This is a genomic window from Evansella halocellulosilytica (genome assembly GCF_002335745.1).
Lineage (GTDB): Bacteria > Bacillota > Bacilli > Bacillales > Salisediminibacteriaceae > Bacillus_CA > Bacillus_CA halocellulosilytica.
The window spans coordinates 5393385-5417766 of the sequence record NZ_NIST01000001.1 but is presented as its reverse complement, the minus strand read 5'-3'; the positions used below and the strand labels follow the sequence as shown (position 1 = coordinate 5417766).

General features: G+C 40.7%; 20 protein-coding genes. 18 read left to right on the top strand and 2 right to left on the bottom strand.

The window, feature by feature from the left end; genetic code table 11:
- Positions 1 to 149 precede the first annotated feature (149 nt).
- On the bottom strand, positions 150 to 620 hold the full coding sequence (locus tag CD001_RS25440) for a GNAT family N-acetyltransferase (RefSeq protein WP_096190360.1): 471 nt from the start codon (positions 618 to 620) through the stop codon (positions 150 to 152).
- Positions 621 to 871: 251 nt separating this feature from the next.
- Here CD001_RS25440 and CD001_RS27110 point away from each other — a divergent pair, with 251 nt between their 5' ends.
- The 17 genes from CD001_RS27110 to CD001_RS25360 all read left to right on the top strand — a co-directional run bounded on the left by CD001_RS27110 (position 872) and on the right by CD001_RS25360 (position 21718).
- Complete coding sequence (locus CD001_RS27110) at positions 872 to 994, top strand: PNPOx family protein (RefSeq protein ID WP_257009941.1); 123 nt, start codon at positions 872 to 874, stop codon at positions 992 to 994.
- A 415-nt stretch (positions 995 to 1409) separates the two neighbouring features.
- Complete coding sequence (locus tag CD001_RS25435) at positions 1410 to 3215, top strand: XylR N-terminal domain-containing protein (RefSeq protein ID WP_257009940.1); 1806 nt, start codon at positions 1410 to 1412, stop codon at positions 3213 to 3215.
- 368 nt (positions 3216 to 3583) lie between these two features.
- A complete protein-coding gene (locus tag CD001_RS25430; protein WP_096190358.1) occupies positions 3584 to 5134 on the top strand; it encodes a 4-hydroxyphenylacetate 3-hydroxylase N-terminal domain-containing protein in 1551 nt (516 codons plus the stop codon).
- A gap of 59 nt (positions 5135 to 5193) precedes the next feature.
- Positions 5194 to 5967 carry a dioxygenase family protein gene (locus tag CD001_RS25425; protein WP_096190357.1) on the top strand — a complete coding sequence of 258 codons (774 nt, stop codon included), beginning with the start codon at positions 5194 to 5196 and terminating at the stop codon, positions 5965 to 5967.
- A 197-nt stretch (positions 5968 to 6164) separates the two neighbouring features.
- Complete coding sequence (locus tag CD001_RS25420) at positions 6165 to 7016, top strand: CoA transferase subunit A (protein WP_096190356.1); 852 nt, start codon at positions 6165 to 6167, stop codon at positions 7014 to 7016.
- Entirely contained in the window at positions 7013 to 7789 is a 777-nt protein-coding gene (locus tag CD001_RS25415; RefSeq protein ID WP_096190355.1) for a CoA-transferase subunit beta, read from the top strand. The genes CD001_RS25420 and CD001_RS25415 overlap by 4 nt, the downstream gene beginning before the upstream one ends.
- 27 nt (positions 7790 to 7816) lie before the next feature.
- The gene (locus tag CD001_RS25410; RefSeq protein WP_096190354.1) at positions 7817 to 8959 is read left to right on the top strand and encodes a muconate/chloromuconate family cycloisomerase; all 1143 of its coding nucleotides are present in this window, start codon (positions 7817 to 7819) and stop codon (positions 8957 to 8959) included.
- Positions 8956 to 10152: a thiolase family protein gene (locus CD001_RS25405; protein ID WP_096190353.1), complete on the top strand. Its 1197-nt coding sequence runs from the start codon at positions 8956 to 8958 to the stop codon at positions 10150 to 10152. Before CD001_RS25410 ends, CD001_RS25405 begins: the two co-directional genes overlap by 4 nt.
- 171 nt (positions 10153 to 10323) lie before the next feature.
- Positions 10324 to 10797 (top strand): DUF3237 domain-containing protein, encoded by a 474-nt coding sequence (locus CD001_RS25400; RefSeq protein WP_096190352.1) that lies wholly within the window; start codon positions 10324 to 10326, stop codon positions 10795 to 10797.
- Between the two features lie 22 nt (positions 10798 to 10819).
- Positions 10820 to 11647 carry an alpha/beta fold hydrolase gene (locus CD001_RS25395; protein WP_096190351.1) on the top strand — a complete coding sequence of 276 codons (828 nt, stop codon included), beginning with the start codon at positions 10820 to 10822 and terminating at the stop codon, positions 11645 to 11647.
- Between the two features lie 608 nt (positions 11648 to 12255).
- A complete protein-coding gene (locus CD001_RS25390) occupies positions 12256 to 12528 on the top strand; it encodes a hypothetical protein (protein WP_096190350.1) in 273 nt (90 codons plus the stop codon).
- Between the two features lie 1104 nt (positions 12529 to 13632).
- On the top strand, positions 13633 to 15171 hold the full coding sequence (locus CD001_RS25385) for an AbgT family transporter (protein WP_096190349.1): 1539 nt from the start codon (positions 13633 to 13635) through the stop codon (positions 15169 to 15171).
- A gap of 376 nt (positions 15172 to 15547) precedes the next feature.
- The gene (locus tag CD001_RS25380; protein WP_096190348.1) at positions 15548 to 16747 is read left to right on the top strand and encodes a M20 metallopeptidase family protein; all 1200 of its coding nucleotides are present in this window, start codon (positions 15548 to 15550) and stop codon (positions 16745 to 16747) included.
- Between the two features lie 5 nt (positions 16748 to 16752).
- On the top strand, positions 16753 to 18060 hold the full coding sequence (locus CD001_RS25375) for an amidohydrolase (RefSeq protein ID WP_096190347.1): 1308 nt from the start codon (positions 16753 to 16755) through the stop codon (positions 18058 to 18060).
- A gap of 13 nt (positions 18061 to 18073) precedes the next feature.
- Complete coding sequence (locus CD001_RS25370) at positions 18074 to 19318, top strand: M20 family metallo-hydrolase (protein ID WP_096190346.1); 1245 nt, start codon at positions 18074 to 18076, stop codon at positions 19316 to 19318.
- A 197-nt stretch (positions 19319 to 19515) separates the two neighbouring features.
- The gene (locus tag CD001_RS25365) at positions 19516 to 20838 is read left to right on the top strand and encodes a helix-turn-helix domain-containing protein (protein WP_096190345.1); all 1323 of its coding nucleotides are present in this window, start codon (positions 19516 to 19518) and stop codon (positions 20836 to 20838) included.
- Positions 20839 to 20980: 142 nt separating this feature from the next.
- Positions 20981 to 21718, top strand: a complete 738-nt coding sequence (locus CD001_RS25360; RefSeq protein ID WP_096190764.1) for a sulfite exporter TauE/SafE family protein — start codon at positions 20981 to 20983, stop codon at positions 21716 to 21718.
- A 263-nt stretch (positions 21719 to 21981) separates the two neighbouring features.
- On the opposite strand, the gene CD001_RS25355 is transcribed toward CD001_RS25360, so the two are convergent.
- Positions 21982 to 22623 (bottom strand): LppM family (lipo)protein, encoded by a 642-nt coding sequence (locus tag CD001_RS25355; protein WP_096190344.1) that lies wholly within the window; start codon positions 22621 to 22623, stop codon positions 21982 to 21984.
- 280 nt (positions 22624 to 22903) lie between these two features.
- Here CD001_RS25355 and CD001_RS25350 point away from each other — a divergent pair, with 280 nt between their 5' ends.
- On the top strand, positions 22904 to 24376 hold the full coding sequence (locus CD001_RS25350; protein WP_096190343.1) for a sensor histidine kinase: 1473 nt from the start codon (positions 22904 to 22906) through the stop codon (positions 24374 to 24376).
- Positions 24377 to 24382 lie beyond the last annotated feature (6 nt).

Sequence of the window (24382 nt, the reverse complement as noted above, 5' to 3'; positions counted from 1 at the left end):
ACGAACGTCATCTATTTTAACACTCATAATTCGTAGTCCTAATAAGATGAACGTGTCGAATCAACATTATTTCTCGGGAAATGATTGATGTTACGTCGGTTAAAGAAAAGCCAGAAACCTTATTCGATCGATTTCTGGCTTTTCAACTATTACTCGATATTTTTTATATTTTCCTTTTCCATAAAGACAAAATCAATATTTTCGCGAATCATTTCCGTTTTGTATGGCTTATAGCCAATTGATTCGTAAAAACGGAGATTCGTTATGCTTTTAGATCCTGTATATAAATCAAAACGAATGCAGTCTTCAATGAAATATGATTCTAACTGTTTCATTAACGATTTACCGAAGCCTCTTCCTTGGTATGAGGGAGAGACCATTAGCCTTTCGACATAGCAGACGTCATCTTCGACAAATCCTCTTACAGAACCAACGATGTTCCAGTCAATAACCGCTTTGAAAATAACTTTTGTTTGAAAGTCTTCGAGAACTTCATCCAACGTTTCAATGAGTGGAGCAATTTCATAATTGTTATATGTAATCGCTTCTCGTACGTAAGCTTGTTTTTGAATTTCAAGTATTTTCTCGGCATCTTTCGTTGTAGCTTGAACAATTTTCATGTAACTGCCTCCTTCACTTTTTCGAAAAATGTCAATAAATTTATGTATATACTATTCTCTCTTACTCTCTCAACACCTCCAGCAAAAAAAGATCGTTGATATTGAATTTACTGTATGAATTTAAGGTTTATCTAATGACAGAAAATTGGTACAATTTATATTGGATGTTGAAATAGTGAAAAGAACTATAAATTAAACTTAATTTCTAGGACTTTATTTGATTAGGTTGTTGAAAACGGAGGAGGGGGTATATGGTGAAAGTGAAAGCTCATTTAACGGATGATACGATGCATTTTTTACAAGAGGAAAGGCTTGTGTCATTCATTACGTTCGATGCTGAATTAAACAATGATAATGTTACTTGCATTTTTTAGTTGAAAGCGCTTACAGATAACAGGGACTCAGATTTACGATTGGTGATCGTGTGGGAAATGTGAAAAATGCTGAGGCAAATGAGTATATCATGGTGCATGTTATTGGACCTGAGAATTGTTACCATCTTACTGGAAAAGGAAGGGTGTCAAATACGTCAAATTTAAGTTCGTGACTGTTGATGTTGAGAAGGTTGAAGACGTTATATTTTACGGGGGAAAAATGACATCGACTCTAGAAAATGAAAAAACGTTAGCGAAAAAATTTATTGTGAAATTTACGAGGAAATAGAAGAGAAGAAATCGTTTATTGAATATATAAAAGGGGTAAAATGGACGGCGGGGTCATCCTTTTCAGGACGATCAAACTCATAAAAATAAAAAAAGAGCGTACGAGATGGTGGGGGGAGGAGAGAGTGTGACAGTCAAAGGCCATCAATTGTTATTTCATGACTTAATTGATATAAACCCTCGGACAGGGACAATTATGCTTCATGATAAAAGAATGGTTTTGATGTCTGTAGAAGCTCTTGGGATTTTGAGACGTGATCTGATTAATACGTTAAGCGTTGAACGGGCAAAAGGATTCCTTCTGAGATATGGCTGGGCGTGCGGATATAGAGACGGAGAAATCATGTTAGAAAAGTATCAGTGGGAATCGAAGGAAGAACTACTTTTGTCTGGCCCATCGCTTCATACGTTAGAAGGGATCGTAACTGTAGAGCCGGATATACTTGAGAGTGATGACGAACGACTATACTTTACTGGCTACTGGAGAAACTCGTTTGAAGCTGCTGAGCACCTTTCTCATTTTGGCACAAACGAAGAATCAGTTTGCTGGATTCTTGTCGGTTATGCGAGTGGTTTTTTGACAAAAACATTCGGTAAAGAAGTGGTAGTCCACGAAAAATATTGTAAAGGGAAAGGGGACCCTTACTGTTATTTCGTTGCAGAAACGGTTAATGACTGTTCAGGTGAATATTTACAGGACTTAACGTATTATAAAACACAATCGTTACAATCCGTTCTCGACCATGCATATTTAGAAATTAAACAATTAAATGAGGATATTCTTGCTTCAGAACAAATTCAAGATCAATTAACAGACTTACTATTAAAAGATCTGGATATTAATGATACGACGAAGTTGATTGCAAATGTACTAAAACGTACGGTCATTATTGACCATTTAGGCGAGGTGCATGCTTCATTTTTTCACGATCAAGAAGATAAAGCCGTCTATGATCATTGGTGTAAAAAGAGTGAAGAGAGTCCTTGGACAGATGAGAAGCACGTACAGTCTTTTCACATTACGGGTCACCAGCTAAAACTTGGAAGGCTGATCGTGATCGGTAATCATTCATTGAGTCAACGGGAAGAAATGATTGTGAAACGAGCATTAATGGTTTGTACGATTCAGATGTTTCATCAACGCAAGTTAACTGAATCGATTTGGAAAAAGAAAGAAGATTTTTTCGATGAAATGATAAAGAGCAGAGATTTAGATGAAGTTTCGTTAAGGAGAATGGCCCATATTTTTGACTTTAATCCAAGCGAGCCGCTTCGTGTTATGACGCTGAAAGTATCTCCGAAGGGTGCTATCAACGATGTGATGAATGTACTTTTAGCTAAATATCCAAAGACAGATATTTTCTTAAAAGAGGGGTATATTATTTTTCTCGCAAACGAAATGAACGGGACGGATTTGTTATATGAAGAAATGATGAAAGTAGTGAGCGACAAGCTGAACGATGTGAAAGTGTACTTAGGGTCTGGCCGAAAAATTGACTGTATTTCTATGTTAGGAAAAAGCTACCGTGATGCGGTTCGGATCTGTGATTTTGTCCAATTAACGTATCCGATTGCGAGTAAATATGCGAAATATGAGGAACTTGAGCCGATCATTTTATTTCTAAAAAGTGGAGACCAGGAAGAGTTAATTATGTTCTACAAGCAAACGATTGGAAAGCTTGTCGAATACGATCAAGACAACGGCGGCAACTTTCTGATTACGTTAAAATCATACTTAGATCATAATGGAAATTTGCAGCAAACGGCAAATGACCTTCACCTCTCCATTGCTGGACTGCGGTATCGCATCGATAAAATAGAGTCTTTATGTGATATTGATCTGAAAACGGGGGCGGGGCGCTTTAATTGCCAGCTCGCGACAAAAATCTATTTTACATTAAAAATCATCAATAATGAAGAACTCAAATTTTGATTCGTTAAAAGGCTTTGCGTGGCTATTCGACGCAAAGCCTTTTGTAGTTGAGTCGGGCTTGATTGGATTTTGGTTTGTCAATTGAAAATAGTGATTTGTCCGCGAAAATCAGGATTTATCTCTTAACTAGGATCATTGTAAGTAAACCCACCTCGATCTCCACCTCCATTTTCACCTCGACCGATCACAACATTTCCTATTAAGTAGTCACGTATGCCTTATTCAGACGCTCACGATGTTTAAAAAACTGCTAGTCTTTCGGATGATTTCCTTACATTTTTGCGGTTCAAAATATTGAGCCCAGTTACTATCATTGTAAATAGAAAGCGCTTACATTTAGGCTGGTGATTTTAAGGGGAGGGAAGAACATGTCTACAGAGGAAAAGCAGAAGTTGAAAAGGCCATTAACGGGTGAGGAGTATTTAGCAAGTTTAAAGGATGGACGGGAAATTTGGTTGAATGGGGAACGCGTTGAAGACGTTACGACACACCCGGCATTCCGGAATTCAGCACGTTCAATCGCGAGGCTTTATGATGCCTTGCATGACCCAGAGACGAAAGATACGTTGACACGTGAAACAGATACTGGAAATGGAGGATTCACACAACGATTTTTCCAAAACGATACGAGTCCCGAAGAATTGTTGAAAACGCGTGATGCCATTGCAGAATGGTCGAAAATGACATATGGCCAGATGGGGCGTTCCCCAGATTATAAAGCAGCATTTCTCGCTACTTTAGGAGCAAACCCGGGATATTATGCTCCTTATGAAGAAAATGCAAAAAAATGGTACAAAGAAGCGCAAGAGCGTAACTGGTATTTTAACCATGCGATTATTAATCCACCTGTAGATCGAAACAAGCCGATTGATGAAGTTTCTGATGTTTTTGTGAAAGTCGTCGGTGAGACTGATGAAGGAATATTAGTTAGCGGAGCAAAAATGGTCGCGACAGGATCTGCACTAACGAATTATAACTTCGTCGCCCATTACGGCCCGATGCCAATTCAAAAAGAAGAATTCGCCCTCGTTTTTGTAGCCAAAATGGATACGCCTGGGGTGAAACTGGTTTCAAGACCTTCTTATGAAATGAATGCTGCAGTTATGGGCAGTCCGTTTGATTATCCATTAAGCAGCCGTTTTGATGAAAATGACGCTGTCCTCATTTTTGATAAGGCATTAATTCCTTGGGAAAATGTGTTGATTTATAGAGATTTAGAAAAAGCAAATGGATTTTTCCCAGAGAGCGGCTTTCTTCACCGTTTTACATTTCACGGAGTCACTCGGTTAGCGGTTAAATTAGACTTTATGACTGGGTTGTTATTAAAAGCGTTGAAAGCAAATGGTACAGATCAGTTCCGTGGAGTCCAGGCAAACATTGGAGAGGTCGTCGCTTGGCGTAACATGTTCTGGTCGATGAGTGATGCGATGGCATTAAATCCGAATCCGGGTGCAAATGGTACGGTGCTCCCAAATATTAATTATGGTCTTTCGTACAGAGTATTTATGGCACAAGGATGGTCGCGTGTAAAAGAGATCATTGAAACGGTCGTTGCCGGAAGTTTAATTGTGCAGCCTTCAAGTGCAAGTGACTTTAAAAATCCTGAGCTGAGACATTATATTGATCAACTTTACCGAGGGTCAAATGATATTGAGGCATTGGAGAAAATCAAAGTCATTAAATTACTTTGGGATGCAGTTGGTACCGACTATGGCGGCAGACACGAATTGTACGAAAGGAACTATTCAGGAAACCACGAAAATACACGAATTGAAAACTTAGTCGTTGCAAATATGAGCGGCGAGGCAAAGTACTTCGAAGACTTTGCGCAACAGTGTATGGATGACTATGACCTAGACGGGTGGACGAATTCAACGTGGATAAACCCGGATGATGTGAACTTCTTTAAAAATCATTAACGTGATCACGACCGATAAACATTTTTAAAATATTTATTCATAAAGGGGAGGACTTACACATGGCAAACGAAAGAGTCGTACAAATTTTCGAGGCGTTTTCGCAAAAAGTGGTCGAATTGATTGATGAGGAAAAGATTACACATGAAGAGTACCGCCAGTTCTGTGATTGGTTTAATCGACTAGGATTATCAGGGGAGATCCCGCTTTATTCTGATGTGTTTTTTGAGTCACACGTATTAAAAGGAATGTATGGAGATCTTCCTGGAACTGAACCGTCACTTTTAGGACCGTATTACATTGAAAACGAACCTGAATTAAGCGAACCGTACGAACTGCCAATGCGGCCGGATGAGAAAGGCGAAGTCTTTTATTTCACAGGCGTTGTTAAATCGACTGAAGGGAAGACGCTAGGGAATACAGATGTATTCATGTGGCAAGCGGATGCAGACGGTGAATACTCACACTTTGCTGAAGGAATTCCAGAGTACAATTTACGCGGAAAATTTAAAACCGATGCAGAAGGACGATTTACGGTAAAAACGATTGTTCCTGCACCATATAAAATTCCAACAGATGGACCAACAGGGGAGTTCCTTGATCACATTGATTCTCATCCTTACCGTCCAGCACATCTTCACTTCATTTTCCGTGCTGAAGGACATGATGAGCTCATTACTCAAGTATTCTTCGAAGGAGATAAATGGCTTGAGTCAGATGTTGCTGATGGTGTTCGTAATACACTCATTTGTCATTTACAAAAGCATGATGACCACACGACAGCAGCTCTTGAGTTTGAAATGCGTCCAGTACATGTAACGGCTAAAAATAAATAGTTGTTTTTAACTATCCGTTTCAGAAAGAAGAACTTGTGTGGTCAAACGCTAACGAATGCGATGATCGACCAATGCGGTTCTTCTTTCCCTTTTCTAAAAAGGTGAAATTTTGCGCGTTACTCGTCGCAGGTAAAGAGTGTCGCCGATAGGAGGGCGACTTAAAAATTCATTTTTGACATAGATAGGTGGTCATACGTATGGGTGAAATCATGACAATACGTGAAGCAGTTCGAACAATTATTCAAGATGGGGACTCTATCGCCTTAGAAGGATTTACTCACCTTATTCCCCATGGGGCAGCACAAGAGATTATCCGTCAGCAAAAGCAAGATTTAACTCTGATTCGTTTAACGCCAGATATTATTTATGACCAGATGATTGGAATGGGTGTTGTTAAAAAACTCGTGTTTTCATGGGGAGGCAACCCAGGTGTTGGATCGTTGCATCGTTTTCGGGATGCTGTAGAAAAAAGTTGGCCTAGAGCGCTCGACATTGAAGAACATACTCATGCAGGACTTGCAAACCGTTATATTGCAGGCGCACAAAACTTGCCTTTTGCCGTGTTAAAAGGATACAGAGGTACAGATCTTCTGCACCGTACTGAAAATGTAGCATTGATCGAATGTCCATTTACAGGTGAACGAGTGACTGCGGTAAAAGCGATTCATCCAGATGTTACGATTATCCACGCTCAACAAGCTGACCGGCAAGGGAACGTTCAAATGTGGGGGATCGTCGGAATTCAAAAAGAAGCCGCATTTGCGGCAAATCGAGTGATCGTCACCGTTGAGGAAGTCGTAGATGAACTCATTCCGAAGCCACATTCAGTATTTATTCCAGCATCGATCGTTCATGCTGTATCAGTCGTGCCAAATGGAACATATCCGTCATATGCTCTTGATTATTCGAATCGAGACAATGAATTTTATAAAGAGTGGGACGGAATAAGTCGAGACCGTGACACATATAAACAGTGGATGGAACAGTACGTGCTAGACTCAGCTGATTTTTCCGAGTTCCTTCATAAGCTTAAGGGGGTAGTCTCATGAATGACTATACGCCAAGTGAAATGATGACGATTGTTGCGGCACGACAATTAACCGACCGAATCACTTGTTTTGTTGGGATCGGACTTCCGAGTGCAGCTGCAAATCTTGCGAGGCAGACACATGCACCGAACGCGACATTGATTTATGAATCGGGAACGATTGGGGCAAAACCGCGTACGTTACCATTGTCAATTGGAGATGATGAGCTTGCTGTAACAGCGGATACGATTGTTCCGTTACCTGAAATATTTAATTATTGGCTGCAAGGCGGGAGAGTCGACATTGGATTTTTAGGTGGAGCACAAATCGATAAATTCGCAAATTTAAACACAACTGCCATAGGCAGCTATGATGAACCGAAAGTAAGGCTTCCTGGAGCAGGAGGAGCTCCAGAAATTGCAGCACTTGCAAATGAAGTGTTTATTGTCATGTCACTAAAAAAACGGGCGTTTGTTGAAAAACTCGAGTTTATTACTTCTGTCGGTTACTTTAAGGGCGGTCGGTCACGAAATGAATTAGGATTTTCGGGTAGAGGGCCGACAAAAGTTATCACAGATTTAGGCTTGTTACGTCCGGACCCTGAGACGAAAGAGCTCGTATTATCAGAAGTTTACCCTGGGATTTCTATTGAGGATGTGAAGTCGAACTGCGGGTGGGATTTAAAAGTTGCCGATCATGTCATTGAAACTAGTCCGCCTACTGCAACTGAACTAGCCCATTTGCGCCGTTTAAAGGAAATAACAAATGAGAAGAATCGAGTGTCAGGGGACTGATACGGAGGAGAGGAGAGAAGATCTTCAGTGGATGTAAAAATGACTCGTATTTTAACGGATATAGTGGATATTCCTTTAAAGCGCTCACATCAATTTTCTGCTGCGAAAATCGATGCGAAGCCTTTTCTTATTCTACAAATTGAAACGAGTGAAGGAATAACCGGTGTTGGAGAGGGAACGACACCTGGTATTTGGTGGGGTGGTGAAAGTGTAGAGACGATGAAAATTGTCATCGACCAATATTTTACCCCTCTTTTACTACATGAAAACCCGTATGATGTTGAGAGACTTTTGACGATCATGGACCGGCAAGTTTTTGGAAATGAGTTCGCGAAAGCAACGGTTGAAATGGCTTTGTATGATATTATCGGCAAACTAGTAAACGTTCCGGTTCATCAACTGTTTGGAGGGAAATATTCTGAATCTATTTCGACTCGCTGGGCTTTAGCTGTCGGAAAAGTTGATGCCGATGTAAAAGAGGCGCATGAGAAAATCGAACAAAATGTGCATTTTCATTTTAAAATGAAAGCGGGAAAATTACCTGCAGCAAAGGATGCTGAACGAGCAATCGAAGTAGCAGAAAAGTTAAGAGGGTTTACGACAGTCGGTATTGACCCGAATGGATCGTGGGATGAACTGACGACACGAAAATGGATGGAGCGCCTTTATGAAGCGGGGATTGAATTTTTAGAACAGCCGCTTCCGAAAGCAAACATTGAAGGGCTTGCACGACTGAAAGAGATGGCGATGGTTCCGATTATGGCAGATGAAAGCGCAAGTACACTTCAAGAGGTTGATAGTCTGTTAAAGCAAAATGCAGCAGACATTATTTCTTTGAAAATTCACAAGTCTGGCGGAATGAGCCGTGTGAAAAAAATTGCTGCAATGGCGGAAGCAGCCGGTGTTCCGTGTTTTGGCGGGACATCTCTCGAAAGTTCAATCGGGACAGCGGCGGCATTACACGTGTATAGTACGCTCCCGAACTTAACAGAAGGTTGTGAGTTATTCGGACCAATTTGGCTCGCTGATGACATCGTTGAACAGCCGTTAAAGTTCGGTGACGGTTCGATTTTCCTCCCTGAAGGTCCAGGACTCGGTGTAACGCTCGATCAATCGAAGTTGGAAAAGTATCGGCGTGACCATGTAATAGCAGCTGGTGGACAGTCATGACAAATGCGGTCATTGTATCAGCGGTAAGAACGCCGATAGGAAGACATGGCGGGGTGTTGGCTTCCGTCCGTCCAGATGATTTAGCATCACTCGTTATCCGAGAATCTGTGAAAAAAGCGGGTATCGATCCTAGTCTTATTGAAGATGTCATTTTTGGGTGTGCGAATCAGGCTGGTGAGGATAATCGAAATGTAGCAAGGATGGGGCTTTTGTTAGCAGGTTTGCCAGAATCGGTTGGAGGGGTAACGGTCAATCGTCTATGCGGCTCAGGGATGGAGGCAATATTGCAAGCTGCTCGCTCTATTAAAACAGACGAGGGAGATGTTTTTGTCGTTGGTGGCGTTGAAAGTATGAGTCGGGCACCTTGGGTAATGGGGAAGCCTGAAAAGGCTTATCCTCGGGGGCATATGGAGATGTATGATACAACCCTCGGCTGGCGGTTCATTAACCCGAAAATGAATGACGTTTTCCCGATTGAATCCCTCGGTGAAACAGCGGAAAATGTCGCAAATAAATACAATATTTCAAGGCAGCAGCAAGACGAATTTGCTTATGAAAGTCAACGGAAATATGCAGCAGCCCACGAAAAAGGCCACTGGCTGGAAGAAATCATCCAGGTGCCTGGCACCTGGGTTAATATGGAAAATGATGTTGTCGAGGATGAGCACCCGAGGCCTGGTGTGACAGTTGAGAAGTTATCTAAGCTTAAGTCGGCTTTCCGTAAAGGGGGGACAGTTACAGCAGGAAACTCATCTGGAATTAATGATGGTGCGTCTGCGTTAATGATCATGTCAGAGACGAAAGCAGATGAGCTCGGTCTGGAACCGATCGCGAAAATCATTACAGGTGCTGTTGCAGGAGTTAGCCCGAGATTTATGGGGATCGGCCCAGTTCCCGCAACAGAAAAAGCGTTAAAAAGGGCCGGATGGACAGTTAGCGACCTTGATTTAGTAGAGGTAAATGAGGCTTTCGCATCACAAGCTGTCGCCTCAATACAAGAGCTCCAACTAGATCGAAAAACTGTCAATGTCAACGGGGGAGCAATTGCAATCGGTCATCCGTTAGGCTGCAGCGGAGCAAGAATCGTCACGACGTTAGTGCATGAAATAAAAAGAAGAGAAGCATCTAAAGGTCTAGCGACGATGTGTATTGGTGTCGGGCAAGGGATCAGTATATGTATTGAGGCAATGTAACATTGTTTTATGAACATGTAGAGCAACTGAAATGCATAATACCATCTATTGACATTTTTATGATACATGCAGCTTCTTGAAGTACACAATTCAACCGGCTGACTTAATAAAATCGTACACCGCGATGTAAGCTCCATCATAAACGAAAAAACTGTTAGGGGGAGAGATGCGATGAGTTTTGAACGTTTACACCAGCCTGAATTGGCTTTTTTATGTGATTTGTATGTGGAAATAGGTCCCCCTTTTTTTGCAGGGAAAACCCCTGTAGGAAACAGGAGAATCATTCAAGTAACCGGCGGTGCATTCGAGGGTCCGCAATTAAAAGGCGTTGTCATACCTGGAGGGGATGACTGGATTACACAAAGAGAAGATGGAACCGTCATCCAAGATGTCCGAATTATGCTGCAAACGGATGATGAGCAAATGATATTGATGACATATAAAGGGATTCGCCATGGTCCAGAAGCCGTTATTAAACGTCTCGATCAAAACGAGATCGTCGATCCATCAGAATACTATTTTAGATCTTCTCCGGTTTTTGAAACAGCCTCTGAAAAATATGACTGGCTAAATAAAACGGTCATTATCTCAACAGGAAAACGATTACCAGGAAAAGCGGTTTATTCCTTATATCGCGTATTATGACCATGGGAGGTTCAGGTCAAAGATGGAAGAATATAAACTAAGTGTAAATGACAAAACGTTTCAGATTGCTGACAGTCCCGGCAGAAAAGGAACAATCGTAAGTATTCATGGACTGACTGGCAATCATAAAAACATGTATTATTTTCAACACGCTTTTTCACCGGAATATCGATTTATTAGTTATGATCTAAGGGGGAGAGGAAATAGTAGTGATCTCGATGAAGACACATCCATTGAAAGACATGCAGAAGACCTTCTTGCATTACTCGAAGTTATGGATATTGAATCTCCAATACTACTCGGACATTCAATGGGAGCGTATATAGCCGCGATCGTTGCTGGAGAACGCTCGGATGTAAAAGCGCTTATCCTGCTTGATGGTGTTGCTGAGGCATCCAATCACCAACGGAACATCGTCTTGCCATCATTGAGCAGACTGAGTAAAAGCTATGAATCACCTGAAAGCTATACGATTGAACTAAAGAATATTTATTCAACATTAGGAGTCGAATGGAGTGAGGTTATGGAGAGCATAGCCTCATATGAAATTGAGAAAAAAAATAACCGCTGGCAGCATAAATCTGAAGTGGAACTAGTTCGAAAAGACTTTGAAAGCTTTTACCGTTTTGATATAAAAAAAGTTTGCGAGACGATAGATTGTAAAACGTTATTAGTCGAAGCTACAGGAAGTATCGGAGAACATCCACCATTATTTTTGGAAAAAGACTTTTACTTAACAAAAAAATATATATGCGATCTGCAGACAATAAAGTCAGCTTGTAATCATTACACGATGGTTTTTCATAACAACCGACATATGAATCATTCGATCAGCGAATTTTTAAAGTGAACGTACCCGGTCTCTTTATGTAGCAATCAATAAAGAGGCCGGGTATATTCATTTGGTTAAATTTGCTATTTTTAAGGATTTTTTCATAAATATTTCTATCCTAAATCCGTGATAACAGGTGTTGATATGCCATCCATCTACTCGCTTTCACCACTTGTGCTTTGGAGTGAAAGAGTCCGCCAGTAACGGATTCGAGTATTTACTCCACCAAGCTAAATCGAAAGAGTTTTAGGATTCATACAAAAAATAAAATATTCATCACGGATTCAGGTCTATGATATGATAGAAATTGTTGGCGAAGCACTTGTTAGGCGGACGAGCGGACAATCAAGCATCTAATCATGCTAAAGTGTGACAGGGTAGGAATTAACCTAACTAACATTTCGTCATTAGGCAATCAAGTAGACTAGTTTCCGTGTTTTGCACTGATAACGGAACTGCAGTAAAAAGATTGTTTTTTGTGAAGGTAACGATGTCCGTCCGTTAAGGCTACATATATTAAGGAATGAGTAAAACAGGAACTTTTCTCCAACAAAGTGAATAATATGGCTTTTAGCTGTCTAACCCTAGCTATAAGATGAATCAGTTAAATTGAAAGGAAGAAGAAGATGCAAACAATTAGTTTGGATTTGAATATAAAATCGTATGTTTACGATCAGGAAAACAGTACGGTCCTCATTCTTGGGTTCGTGTATGATGACAAGTTGGATCAAGTGTTAACCTTAACGTTAAAAGATTCGTACGGAAATCAGGTAAAGACTTATACGACCGAGGCAGACGAATTTGGTTATTTTGAGTTTCATGGAGTGAAAAAAGAACAGGAAGGAAGCTACGATATTCACTACAAAGATTGCGTGAATTCACAGGCATTTGCAGGATAACACGTCATTATTCCTTTACAGAAGAGATCAATACACCTGGTACTTTATACAAAAAACTGTATAAAATGTGCCAGGTGTATGTTGTTATATCTAATATTTGGATATTTAAGTACTTACCTGAATCCGTGATAACAGGTGTTGATATGCCATCCACCTACTCGCTTTCACCTCTAGGCACAAGTGCGACATCTGTTCATGCATCACTTCTTTTGCATTCACAGTGTCTTCTTTGCCGCGGGCGAACCGCAAGCCTCCTCAAACTCCACTTCGTTTCGTTCTGCGGGGTCTCGCCAGGCTCGCTTTTCCCGCAGGAAAGAGGATTGCTTCTTCGAAAATACATCGATTTGTCTCGACGGATATACGACAGAGCCATACTAGTAGAGGAAGAGACAGTCTCGTAGATTCCTGTCATATCAACGGTACTCTTATATATTACTGTAGAGTTATTAAATTATGGATCACAGTTTTCACTCGTCTAAGTAACACTGTTTTCTTCAGTGGGGCATCTTCTTCTTTCAGGCTTTCTTGTCAGGGCAATCGATTTGCCTAATGAGATGAGTCGACTCTTCTAAGAGGACCTCTTTCCAACCATCTACTTTAGATATTTGATTCATTCTTTGTCGTAAAGTGACACTCGATGGAACACTTTTCAATTAGACCTAATCCAGAATAAGTGGATAATGTTTCATCAGAGGCTTCTAAAATAAATTTCATCATAACACCTTTCCTGGTGAATAAGAATTTGAATAAAATAATCGTTCCTATTCTAATTATAACAAGGTTTGAAGACTTATTTATGTAGAATCTTCTGTTCACTTCTTCGAGTAATAATCCATTATAGTTAAATAGAAAGATTTTTAGGATTCATACAAAGAATAAATTAATTCATCACGGATTCAGGTACGAATAGACAATGTATAAGTATAAATTCGCTTCAGCATAAGGTATTGCCCATACTAGTTTTTGGAAAATTTGTACTTTTGTATTTTTTTAAGCATTTTATAGAGACATTTTCATCAGATTATGATAGTTTATTTAATAACGGAATAATTAAGGAAATATTCCTTAATTGGCGAAATTATTTTTTAGAAGGAAGGTGTTTGTATGACTGATCCAGGATTACAGCCAAATGAAACTGGAAAGAAAGGGCAGTTTATGCGGTTTTTGGATGGAGTGGAAAAAGTAGGGAACAAATTGCCTCATCCATTTATGTTATTCGTTTATTTAGCTCTTTTCGTAATCGTATTATCTTCCATCGTTAGCTTGTTTGGAGTAACAGTTGTTCATCCAGGTACGGAAGAGGAAATGGCGATTCAAAGTTTAATCTCAGCAGATGGCCTGCGCTATATCATTGATTCGATGCTCGATAACTTTGTTGGATTTGCACCGCTAGGGCTCGTTCTCGTCATGATGTTAGGTATTGGCCTTGCTCAAAAGGTCGGATTAATTCAAGCATTTATGAGAAAGTCGATTCTTAACGCCCCTCCTGCACTGGTTACATATGCAGTGTTATTTGCTGGGGTAATCGGTAACTTAGCGTCAGATGCAGCATTCATTATCGTTCCGCCGCTTGCAGCGATGGTGTTTTACGGGCTTGGAAGACACCCATTAGCTGGTCTTGCAGCTGGATTTGCCGGTGCTGGTGCTGGTTTTACGGCAAATATTTTCATTGCTGGAACCGATGCGCTATTATCCGGTATATCGACAGAGGTTGCGCAAACGATTGATCCAAATATTGTTGTTACCCCGGTTGATAACTGGTTCTTTATGATTTTCTCTGTCGCAATGTTAATGATTGTTGGGGCATTAGTTACTGAAAAAATTATTGAACCAAAGCTTGGCAAATACAAAGGAAGTAATGAAAATGAGCTTGAAGAAGTGACAGACGTAGAAAATCGTGGACTCCGAAATGCGATGATTGCTGGACTTGTTTACTTAGGTTTAGTAGCTCTCGTTGTATTGCCTTCAGGAGCACCTTTACGAGGTGAAGACGGTGGAATCGTACCGTCACCCTTTTTAGACGGGATTATTCCGATCATTCTCTTTTTCTTTATTACGATCGCGATTGCTTACGGTCTAACGGTTGGAAAAATTCAAGGAACGAAAGATATTCCTAATTATATGGCTGAATCAATGAAGGATATGTCAGCATACATCGTCCTAATTTTTGCAGCAGCACAGTTTATCGCCTATTTCAATTGGAGTAACCTTGGTATTTGGATTGCCGTCAACAGTGCTGAATTTTTACAAAGTGCTAATTTAACAGGAATTGGTGTAATCGTAGGATTCACTCTATTAACAGCGGTTCTAAATTTATTCATTTTCAGTGGCTCTGCGCAATGGGCATTAATGGCACCGATTTTTATTCCGATGTTTATGCTCTTAAACTATGATCCGGCGATCGTACAGCTTGCATATCGTCTCGGCGATTCATCGACGAATATTATTACCCCTTTAAACCCGTATATGCTTGTCGTTCTTGCATTTATGCGTGAATATGATAAAAAAGCTGGCTTCGGAACACTGTTTTCGATCATGCTCCCATATACAATCTTCTTCCTTGGCTTCTGGATCATCATCTTTGTCGTTTGGACATTGATTGGTCTTCCAATCGGGCCAGGAGTCGAAATGTATCTGAACTAACGGATTGCTAGAAAAATAGAGAACAGTCATCGCATAATAGAGTTACAATAAAAGGGAGTGGTTCTTAGGCTGCTTCCTTTGTTTTTCAAGATTAGATGTTAATCTTTTGGTTGTTGTCTAGACCAAAGAAAGGATCGATAAACGAATCTTTCTAACCAATCTTTCATTGTGAGTAATATGAACTTGTTTACGAATCATACGTGTTCAAAAAGGAGGACATATAGTGGCAAGTAGATCAAGGCGACGAAGTTTTGAGTAGCGGAACGTATGTGTTGTTATACGTGAGTAACAGAGAAACGAGTCAACGAAGAAATACGAAAGCTATTTTTCTTTGGCTTTTTGAACATCTTCTAATAACATCTTGGAGTGATAACAGATGAACGTATCAGTAAAAGGCGAAGGAGAAAAGGTGTTCCGTGAAGTTGTCGAATTACGAAGACATTTTCACGAGCATCCGGAACTTAGCGGCGAAGAATTTGAAACGTCGAACAAAGTACAGGAAACTCTAGACAGTTACGGAATTCCGTTCAAAACTGGCTATGCGAAAACAGGTGTACTCGGGGTGATCGAAGGCAGGAAACCTGGAAAGACAGTTGCACTTCGGGCAGATATGGACGCCTTGCCAATTACCGAAGAAAATACGCATGATTTTATTTCTAAAATAAAAGGGAACATGCATGCGTGCGGACATGATGCACATACGGCGATGCTTCTCGGTGTGGGTAAAATCCTCAATGAAATGAAGGATGAGCTTCCGGGCAAAATCCTTCTCGTTTTTCAGCCATCCGAGGAAATTACCCCTGTTGGTGGTGCACAGCCGATGATGGAAGATGGGCTGTTTGACGAGCATGAACCTGATGCGATTTTCGCTCAGCACGTTTGGCCAGATTTGCCTGTCGGACAGATGGGGGTCTTGCCGGGGCCAATAATGGGAGCGTCAGATCGTTTTAAGGTTACGATTGAAGGAGCTGGGGGTCATGCGAGCATGCCGCATCAAACAGTAGATGCGATCATTGTTGCGAATGCACTTATGACGAATTTGCAAACGATTGTCAGTCGAAATGTCGATCCAGTTGATTCAGCTGTATTAACGATCGGGAAAATTGAAGGTGGAAGCCGTTACAATGTGATCGCAGATAAAGCTGTGATTGAAGGAACGATTCGAACGTACAAACCGAAGACGAAAGAAATGGTGAAAAAGAGATTCCATTCGATCGTAAACGGTGTCGTACAATCGATGGATGCGAAGGCAGAGATCGAGTACTACGATGGTTACCCTGCAACCGTGAACGACCCGATATGGGCAAAGCATATTAAAGAGACGGCTATTCATATGTATGGAATCGATTCTGCACCTGAAGTCGCGCCTTCGCTAGGTGGAGAGGACTTCAGCCGATTTTTACTTCAGTATCCAGGAGCATATTTTTGGCTTGGAACAGCCCTTCCAGGTGTCGAAAAACAAAAGCCGCTTCATGATCCAGAGTTTGACATTGACGAAGAAGCCCTTATTTATGGAACAGAATTTATGGCTCAAGTGGCAATTAACGCATTGTTTCAATTACAAGAAGGAGAGTAGATGTCATGAGTGAACGAGATCTCAGTACATTTTTATTAAAAGTAAAGCCACAGTTATCGACATTAAGAAGAAAGCTCCATCAACGCCCAGAAGTTGGCTGGACGGAATATTATACGACCTATACGATTGCCGAGGAGCTCGCTGACCTCGGCTTTACGCTTTTGATCGGAAAGGATGCCCTCGTTTCGGAAAAACGAATGGGAGTGCCTGAAGATGACGTTATTTCTGCAGCAGAAGAGCGCGCTAAACAATTAGGGGTTCCAGATAGTATGATCGAAAAAATGTCTGGGGGTCATACTGGCTTAGTTGCACAGTTAGACACAGAAAAAGCTGGACCACACGTCGCCTTTCGATTCGATATCGATGCTTTGCCAATTAAGGAAGCGGATGAGATAGACCATGTTCCAGCCAATGAAAAATTCAAGTCTATTCATCGTAACGAAATGCATGCTTGTGCTCACGACGGGCATACGACGATCGGAATCGGGCTTGCGAAATGGATATCGGAAATAAAGGAAGAACTGACAGGCAAAGTGACACTTTTGTTCCAACCTGCAGAGGAAGGAAGCCGGGGAGCAGTTTCGATGGTAGAGAAAGGATGGGTAGATGATGTCGATTATTTCCTAACTGGACATATTGGAATTCACCAACTTGAAGTTGGTGATGTTGCTGCGACAACATCCGGATTTTTAGCAACGACAAAAATCAATGTCCGTTTTCATGGGAAGTCGGCTCATGCAGGTGTCGAACCGCAAGAAGGGAAAAATGCATTATTAGCTGCCTCTGCAGCAGCAGTACACTTGCATAGCATTCCTCGTCATTCTAGCGGAGCTACTCGTATTAATGTAGGGAAAATTGATGCGGGGAGCGGTCGAAACATCATCGCAGATTATGGCAGGCTAGAGCTTGAGACACGTGGTGAAACGACGGAATTAAATGAGTATATGGTGAAAGAAGCTGTCCGCACTTTGAATTCGGTCGCAGCGATGTATGATGTCGAAGTTGAAATTGAGAGAGTAGGCGAGGGAATTAGCGCAGAATGTGACCGATCTTGGATTGATGTCCTAAATGAACTAAGCAGCAAGAGTTCGTTCATGAAACGTGTTATTCCTGAAGCGAGCCTCGGTGGTTCAGAGGACGCGACGTATATGATGAGACGAGTTCAGGAGAATGGTGGTCAAGCGACGTATATGCTCTTCGGAACGCCTCTTCCATATGGGCATCATCATCCGAAGTTTGACTATGATGAAGACGTGCTTATTGTCGGTGTTGAAACATTTGCAAGAACATTACTACATTTTTCGCAAAAATAAAGGGGGCAAGAACATGGAACAGTGGTTAGATAAACAACTTAAAGCATTGAACCTCGTCGATACGATGGAACAGTCAGAAGGGTTCACCCGTCTTGGATATAGTGAGGAAGAACTTCAGTCAATGGAAGTGTTTAAGGAAATTGCTGATGATCTAGGGTTAACCGTGAGGAGGGACGAAGCTGGCAACATGATTGCCCGATGGGAAGCTAAAGCTGAAGGGGAAGCACTTCCTGCTGTCACATTCGGTTCACATGTGGACACAGTCAAACAGGGCGGAGGATATGATGGTGTGGCTGGCGTACTATGTGCTCTAGGTGCGATTAAATTGCTCAAAGATGAGGAGTTCATACCGCATTTTCCGATTGAAATCATCTGTTTTGCATCTGAAGAGTCTTCTCGCTTTGGGATCTCTACTGTCGGCAGTAAAGCTATGGCTGGAAACCTTCAGCAAAATCAGCTCGCAGAAGTGGAAGATGAAGATGGTATGACAATTAAAGAGGCTGTTGAACAGTGTGGATTGACATGGCATTTGCTTCAATATGCAGAACGCCCAAGAGAAGAGATAAAAAGTTTTGTTGAGCTTCATATCGAGCAAGGGACTGTGATCGAGCATGCGAAAGCTCAATTTGGCGTCGTTTCAGCAGTCGCTTGTCCAATCCGGTTGAATGTTTCGATTCGTGGAAAAACTGGCCACACTGGTACGACCCCGATGGGGATGCGTCAAGATGCACTAGTTGCCACTGCACCGCTCATTTCATATATTTCCGAAAAGGGGGAAGAGTTGACTAGTATTTCTGATCATGCGATTGTTGCAACAGCTAGTACAATCCATGCTGAGCCTAATGCAATGAATGTCATTCCCGGTCTCGTTGAGATAGGCATCGACATTCGAAGTGTAGATGACAGCCTTAAAGAAGAAATGGCACGGCTTATTGTTGAAAAATGTAAGGGAATTGAAAGTGAATTTGCCGTTTCCATTCAGATCGAAACGCTTGTCAACAATCCTTCTGTAGCATTGGATAACGACCTAATGGATACGTTGTTCCATATTGGTGAGTCTGAAGGCTACCGTGGTCATAAGATGATCAGTGGAGCTGGTCATGACGTCATGAATATGGCGGAAAAATGGCCGTCCGGATTAATCTTTATTCCATGTAAGGATGGTTTGAGTCATCACCCTGAGGAACAGGCAACACTTGAAGATTTGCACATGGGTGTTAAACTATTAGTGGCTTATATAAAAAATGAGGCAGTATGATCGTAACAGAGTGCTTTTAGAGGCAAAGCATCATCGAAGTGAGGAAGTTACGAACATACAGGAAATTCGCGATTAAATAGGGGGAGGTACGCTTAAACCTGCTAACTCGCGAACAATTGGCAGAAGTTCAGTTAAAGTCACTTTAGAGATAAGGTGAACATTCATATTTACTTAATAAAAGAGAAGGTGAAGGAACGGTGAAAGTAAGAATTGGCGTTGTCGGCCCAGCTGATTCAGTTGAACGCATTTTAGAAGTTGCAAACAGTTTTGCAGAATATGCAAGCCTTAATATTACTCCTTTTGCCTATGAAAAAACGGAAGAAACAGAGCTGATCATCCGTGAAAATCGTCACAGGGTGGACCAATGGTTTTTCTCTGGACAGGCGCCGTATTATTTTGCAAAGTCTAAAGGGTTGATTGGCGAAGCGAACAGCAGTTATCCCCCTTTATATGGCTCAAGTTTACTCGGTACTTTACTTGAAATGGCTATGAAGGAAGGACGTCATTATCAACATATTAGTTTAGATACGATTAAGGAATCTGAAGTTGCGTTTATTAATAAAGCACATTCCCTTGCTGACTTCACCTTCCATACATTTTCTTATGAAGAATATTTAGCAGCAGATGAAATAGTCGCTTATCACGAAAAACTTTATGAAGAGGGAAAAACGGAAGTTGCTCTTACTTGTTTGAAGGCCGTATACCATAAGTTAAAGGAAAAACAAATTCCGTGTTACCGGATTATTCCATCACAGCTTGCGATTAAGCTCGTCCTTCGTTACTTGAAAGAAAGAGGCGAATCGACTTGGTATCGTCAATCGCAAATTGCTGTTCTCGGAATCGAAGTGAACCACTCCCAATCGAGTGAAGAAGGTCAGTATTACTCTTATGAAATTAAACGACAAGGTTTAAGGTTAAAGCACCTTATTTTAGATCAGGCAGAAGAGCTCCAAGGTTCATTCGTGCAAATTGGTGACGGTTTATTTTTCATTTATACGACTCGTGGTGAGGTTGACACACACTTTGAAGATAAATCGATTTTTCACAAACTGTCTGAAATTCATGCGAAGAGCGAGCTGAAAGTACGAGTTGGAATTGGATACGGTATAACAGCGTTCGGAGCTGAACAGAATTTACGCCTCGCTTTGCAATATGCCCGCCAGGATAACGAAGCGATATTAGTAAGTGTTAATGAGGAAAAAGAAGTACATCAGTACACCCAGCAAGACGTCAATTCAGCGATATGCTTTCAACCGAGAAATTTGGGAGCGAACTGGGATGGGAAATTGAAGGATGCTCGCATAAGTCCGGCAGTCATTTCAAAAATCCAGTCTCTTTCATACCACTACAAAACAAATGTCGTTACAGTTAAGGAAGTCGCAAAATGGTTGAAAGGGACTGACCGGAATGCAAGACGCATACTAACAGAAATGGAACGGCTAGGGTTTGCGAAAGTTCGTGGAATGGAACAACCAGGTCATGCAGGTCGTCCAAGAAAAGTGTATGAATTGCAGTTTTAGCTAATTTTTCAGATGCTTTTGTATACTTCTATTTGTACATGTGAGTTGCTCGTCGTTGTCTTGAGGACGCTTCGCAAATAGACGGGGCATTTAATTTTTGTAAAAAATGAACTTCGGTTTTGATAGAAAGGTCTTAGATCAGATGATTTTAGAACTAGCGATCATTTTTTTCGTTTTACTAATAGGCAGTTTCGTACAAGGGGTTAGTGGTTTTGGCTTCGGTTTAATTGCCATGAGCTTTCTACCATTTTTCTTTACAATTAAAGAGAGTACGCTACTCGTTGTGTCTTTAGCGTTAGTTACGTGCATTAGCATCGTGCTCCAATTATACCGTCATATTCAGTGGAAACAACTTATTGTGTTATTAAGCGCTGCATTCATCGGTCGGATTGGAGCGTTTTTCATTTTACATTTTTATGGTGAGATGGATGTTTTGAAAAATATTCTCGGTGTGTTTCTTATCGGCGTAGTGATCTACTTATTCCGGAGCAACTCCCCTGAGAAATCAGCTACAACAAACCAAACTTGGCTTCCGATATTGCTCGGGGTTTCTGGTGGGCTTATCGGTGGAATATTTGCAGTAGGTGGACCATTTTTTGTCTTTTATTTCATGCTTATTTTCAGTCAAAATAAGTATGCATATAGTGCGAATTTACAAGTTACCTTCTTGTTTACGAACTTAACGACGATTGTCCTGCACGGGATCAGTGGTGATTTCACAACAGAATACCTCGTTTATTTTCTCATAGGTATTGTTAGTGTATTAATTGGCTCAAGGCTCGGAATTCTTTGCTTTACGTATATTTCACAAGAGAATATGAAAAAACTTGCCGGAGTAGTCGTAGCGGTTGCCGCTATTAACTTAATTATATTTGGGTAGAGAGTCTTTTCTTTAGATTATATAGGGTTTTTATCGTGGGAATATCCGCTTATCCGCGAAACATTCGGTTTATCCTGTAAAAATTTTAATTTATTCGTGAAAAATCCAGGTTTATCCTGTAAAACATTCAGTTTATTTGCGAAAAATCCAATTTTATCCGCTAACTAGAATCATTCTAAATAGAGCGGCGCGATCAATCTCCCCGAAAGCAAAAGATAAAACCCACATGGCCAGAATAAAGCCTGTGGGTTTTATCATTCACCTTATTCCGTTTTTTTGCCACGTTTTGCAATTACAGCGCCAGCAATCACAACGACAATGACAGCCCCGACTATGATGTAAAGCCAGTTCAAAGACCCAGAAGACTGTGAAATGTCGTACTCAGCATAGCCTTCAGTATCTTCAGATAAATCGATGTACCAAGTTAGTGAGTTTCCATCTTCGTCATGAGCATTATGTTCGACAGGCACAGAAGGGAATTCGATTGTTAGCTGTGAATCAAGCATTGAAGCCGTCATTTCATCGCCATCACCTTCAAGAAAGAACGTCAATTCACGAACATTCTCATCAACTTTTTCGATGATAAACGCAGGGACTTCTCCATCAAAGAGTTCATCGGATAGGTCAGAAATGTCATCCATCGAATAATTCACTTCAAGACCAATCAAGTCGTCTTCATCAATGATTGTTGCTTCAAAGCCTTCTGCTTCCGCTTCATCACGCGCTTCAGCTAAATCTCCTCGAAGGTCTGATTCACCAAATGGCAGATCCCCCGTCTCAATTGTGACAGACATCGTAAAGTCTGCAGAGTCGTCATCATGCAATGTAAGGACCATGTCCTGTTTCGCACAACCTGTAAGAATAAGAATAGTAAACAATGATAATAGCAACACGTAATTTTTCATGTCTCCACCTCAGCTAGTAATATAGTAACTTTTGAATACTAACATAGTTTTTATAATAAGGCAATTTATAGAAATACTAGAATGATATGACTTCAAATATAGGAGAAGCGTAAGATTAGCTTAATAGGTAAAAGGAAAGACAAGCTTACAAGTTTCCAAACAATGCTGCTAAAACAAGGTTAAAGGACTTCGAATGGTATAAGTCGAAACAAATAAGCAACAAAAAATTCGACAAGTGCCTGGCACTTGTCGACACTTGTCGGAAGAGGGTGTTGGCAACGTGAAAATTCGCAAAAAACTAACGTTATTTTTCTTTATTCTTATTATTTTTATGAGTGGGATAACGGTTTTTATTTATCAAAGCAGTCAAAAGTCACTCAATCAATATGATGAGATCTTACAGAAGTTTTTAATTATGAATGAAATCTCTCAATTAAATAATGAGTTAAATGCGAGCTTTACGAATTACTTATTAGTCCCATCAGCTGAGAACTTGCAGCAGTTCGAGGATGACAAAAAGGAAATGTACCTTTATCAGGAAGAGTTTGCTGATGTGATAGCTCCTGAGAATGATGTGTCGATGAGTAAAAACTATTATCATATGATGGCATATTTAGTGTATACAATGGAGCTGGCCATTGATACGTACGAGGAAAATGCTGGACATGAGCACTTCCGACACCGTGAAGAAGTCGAAAAGCTATCATTGTGGATTAACGAGACAACGTTAAAGTTTATACATAATGAACTCGAAGACTATCATGAATTTAATCATGAAATGCTCTTACAAAGCCAATACAACTTGTCGATTGCCTTAATGTCAGCTATTTTTATTTTAATTGGAAGTCTCGTATTTGCTTTCTTATTTTATAAGAGGATTACCGATCCGATCAGAGTTTTAGTAGGACAGGCTGAGGAACTATCAGCAGGGAACTTCGAAATTCATGACGCACCTGTAACAAATGATGAAGTCGGTGTTTTAGCCCGCACATTTAATCAAATGAAAGAGAACATTCATCAACTCATTATTGAAATGAAGCATCGCTCAGCACTAGAAACGAAGTTGAAGGAACAGACGATCAAAAATATTGAAACAGAACGGCTATTAAAGGAGATGGAATTAAGGTCGCTGCAAAATCAGATGAATCCTCATTTCTTATTTAATACGCTTAATACCGTATCAAAGATGGCTTACATCGAAGGAGCGGAAAAATCGAGCGACTTGATTGTATCGATATCGAGTCTTTTACGATATAACTTACAGAGCATTGATAAGCCAGTCACATTAGAAGATGAAATGAACCATGTAAAAGATTATATTATGATTCAACAAAGCAGATTTGGGGATCGCGTTATTTTTGATATTACGAACGACTCCATTCATCTTGATCTGCCAATTCCATTGTTAACCTTACAACCTTTAGTAGAGAATGCTTATATTCATGGAATTGGCCCGTTAGAAAACGGCGGTGAGATTACAATTACGGTCACAGACACGAGTTCGAATGTCATCGTGGAAGTAAAAGATAACGGCGTCGGCATGAACAATGAAACATTAAAGCAATTAAGTGATATAACAACTGGTGAAGGTGAAACAAAAGCTGATGGACATACAACGGGGATTGGTTTGTCGAATGTGTATCAACGTGCAGTGTTGTTTTATGGAAAAAAAGATGTCATGACCATCCAATCCAGATTAGGAGAAGGGACGAAGGTTACGTTAACATTACCAAAAAATTGCCCAGAACAATAATGGAGG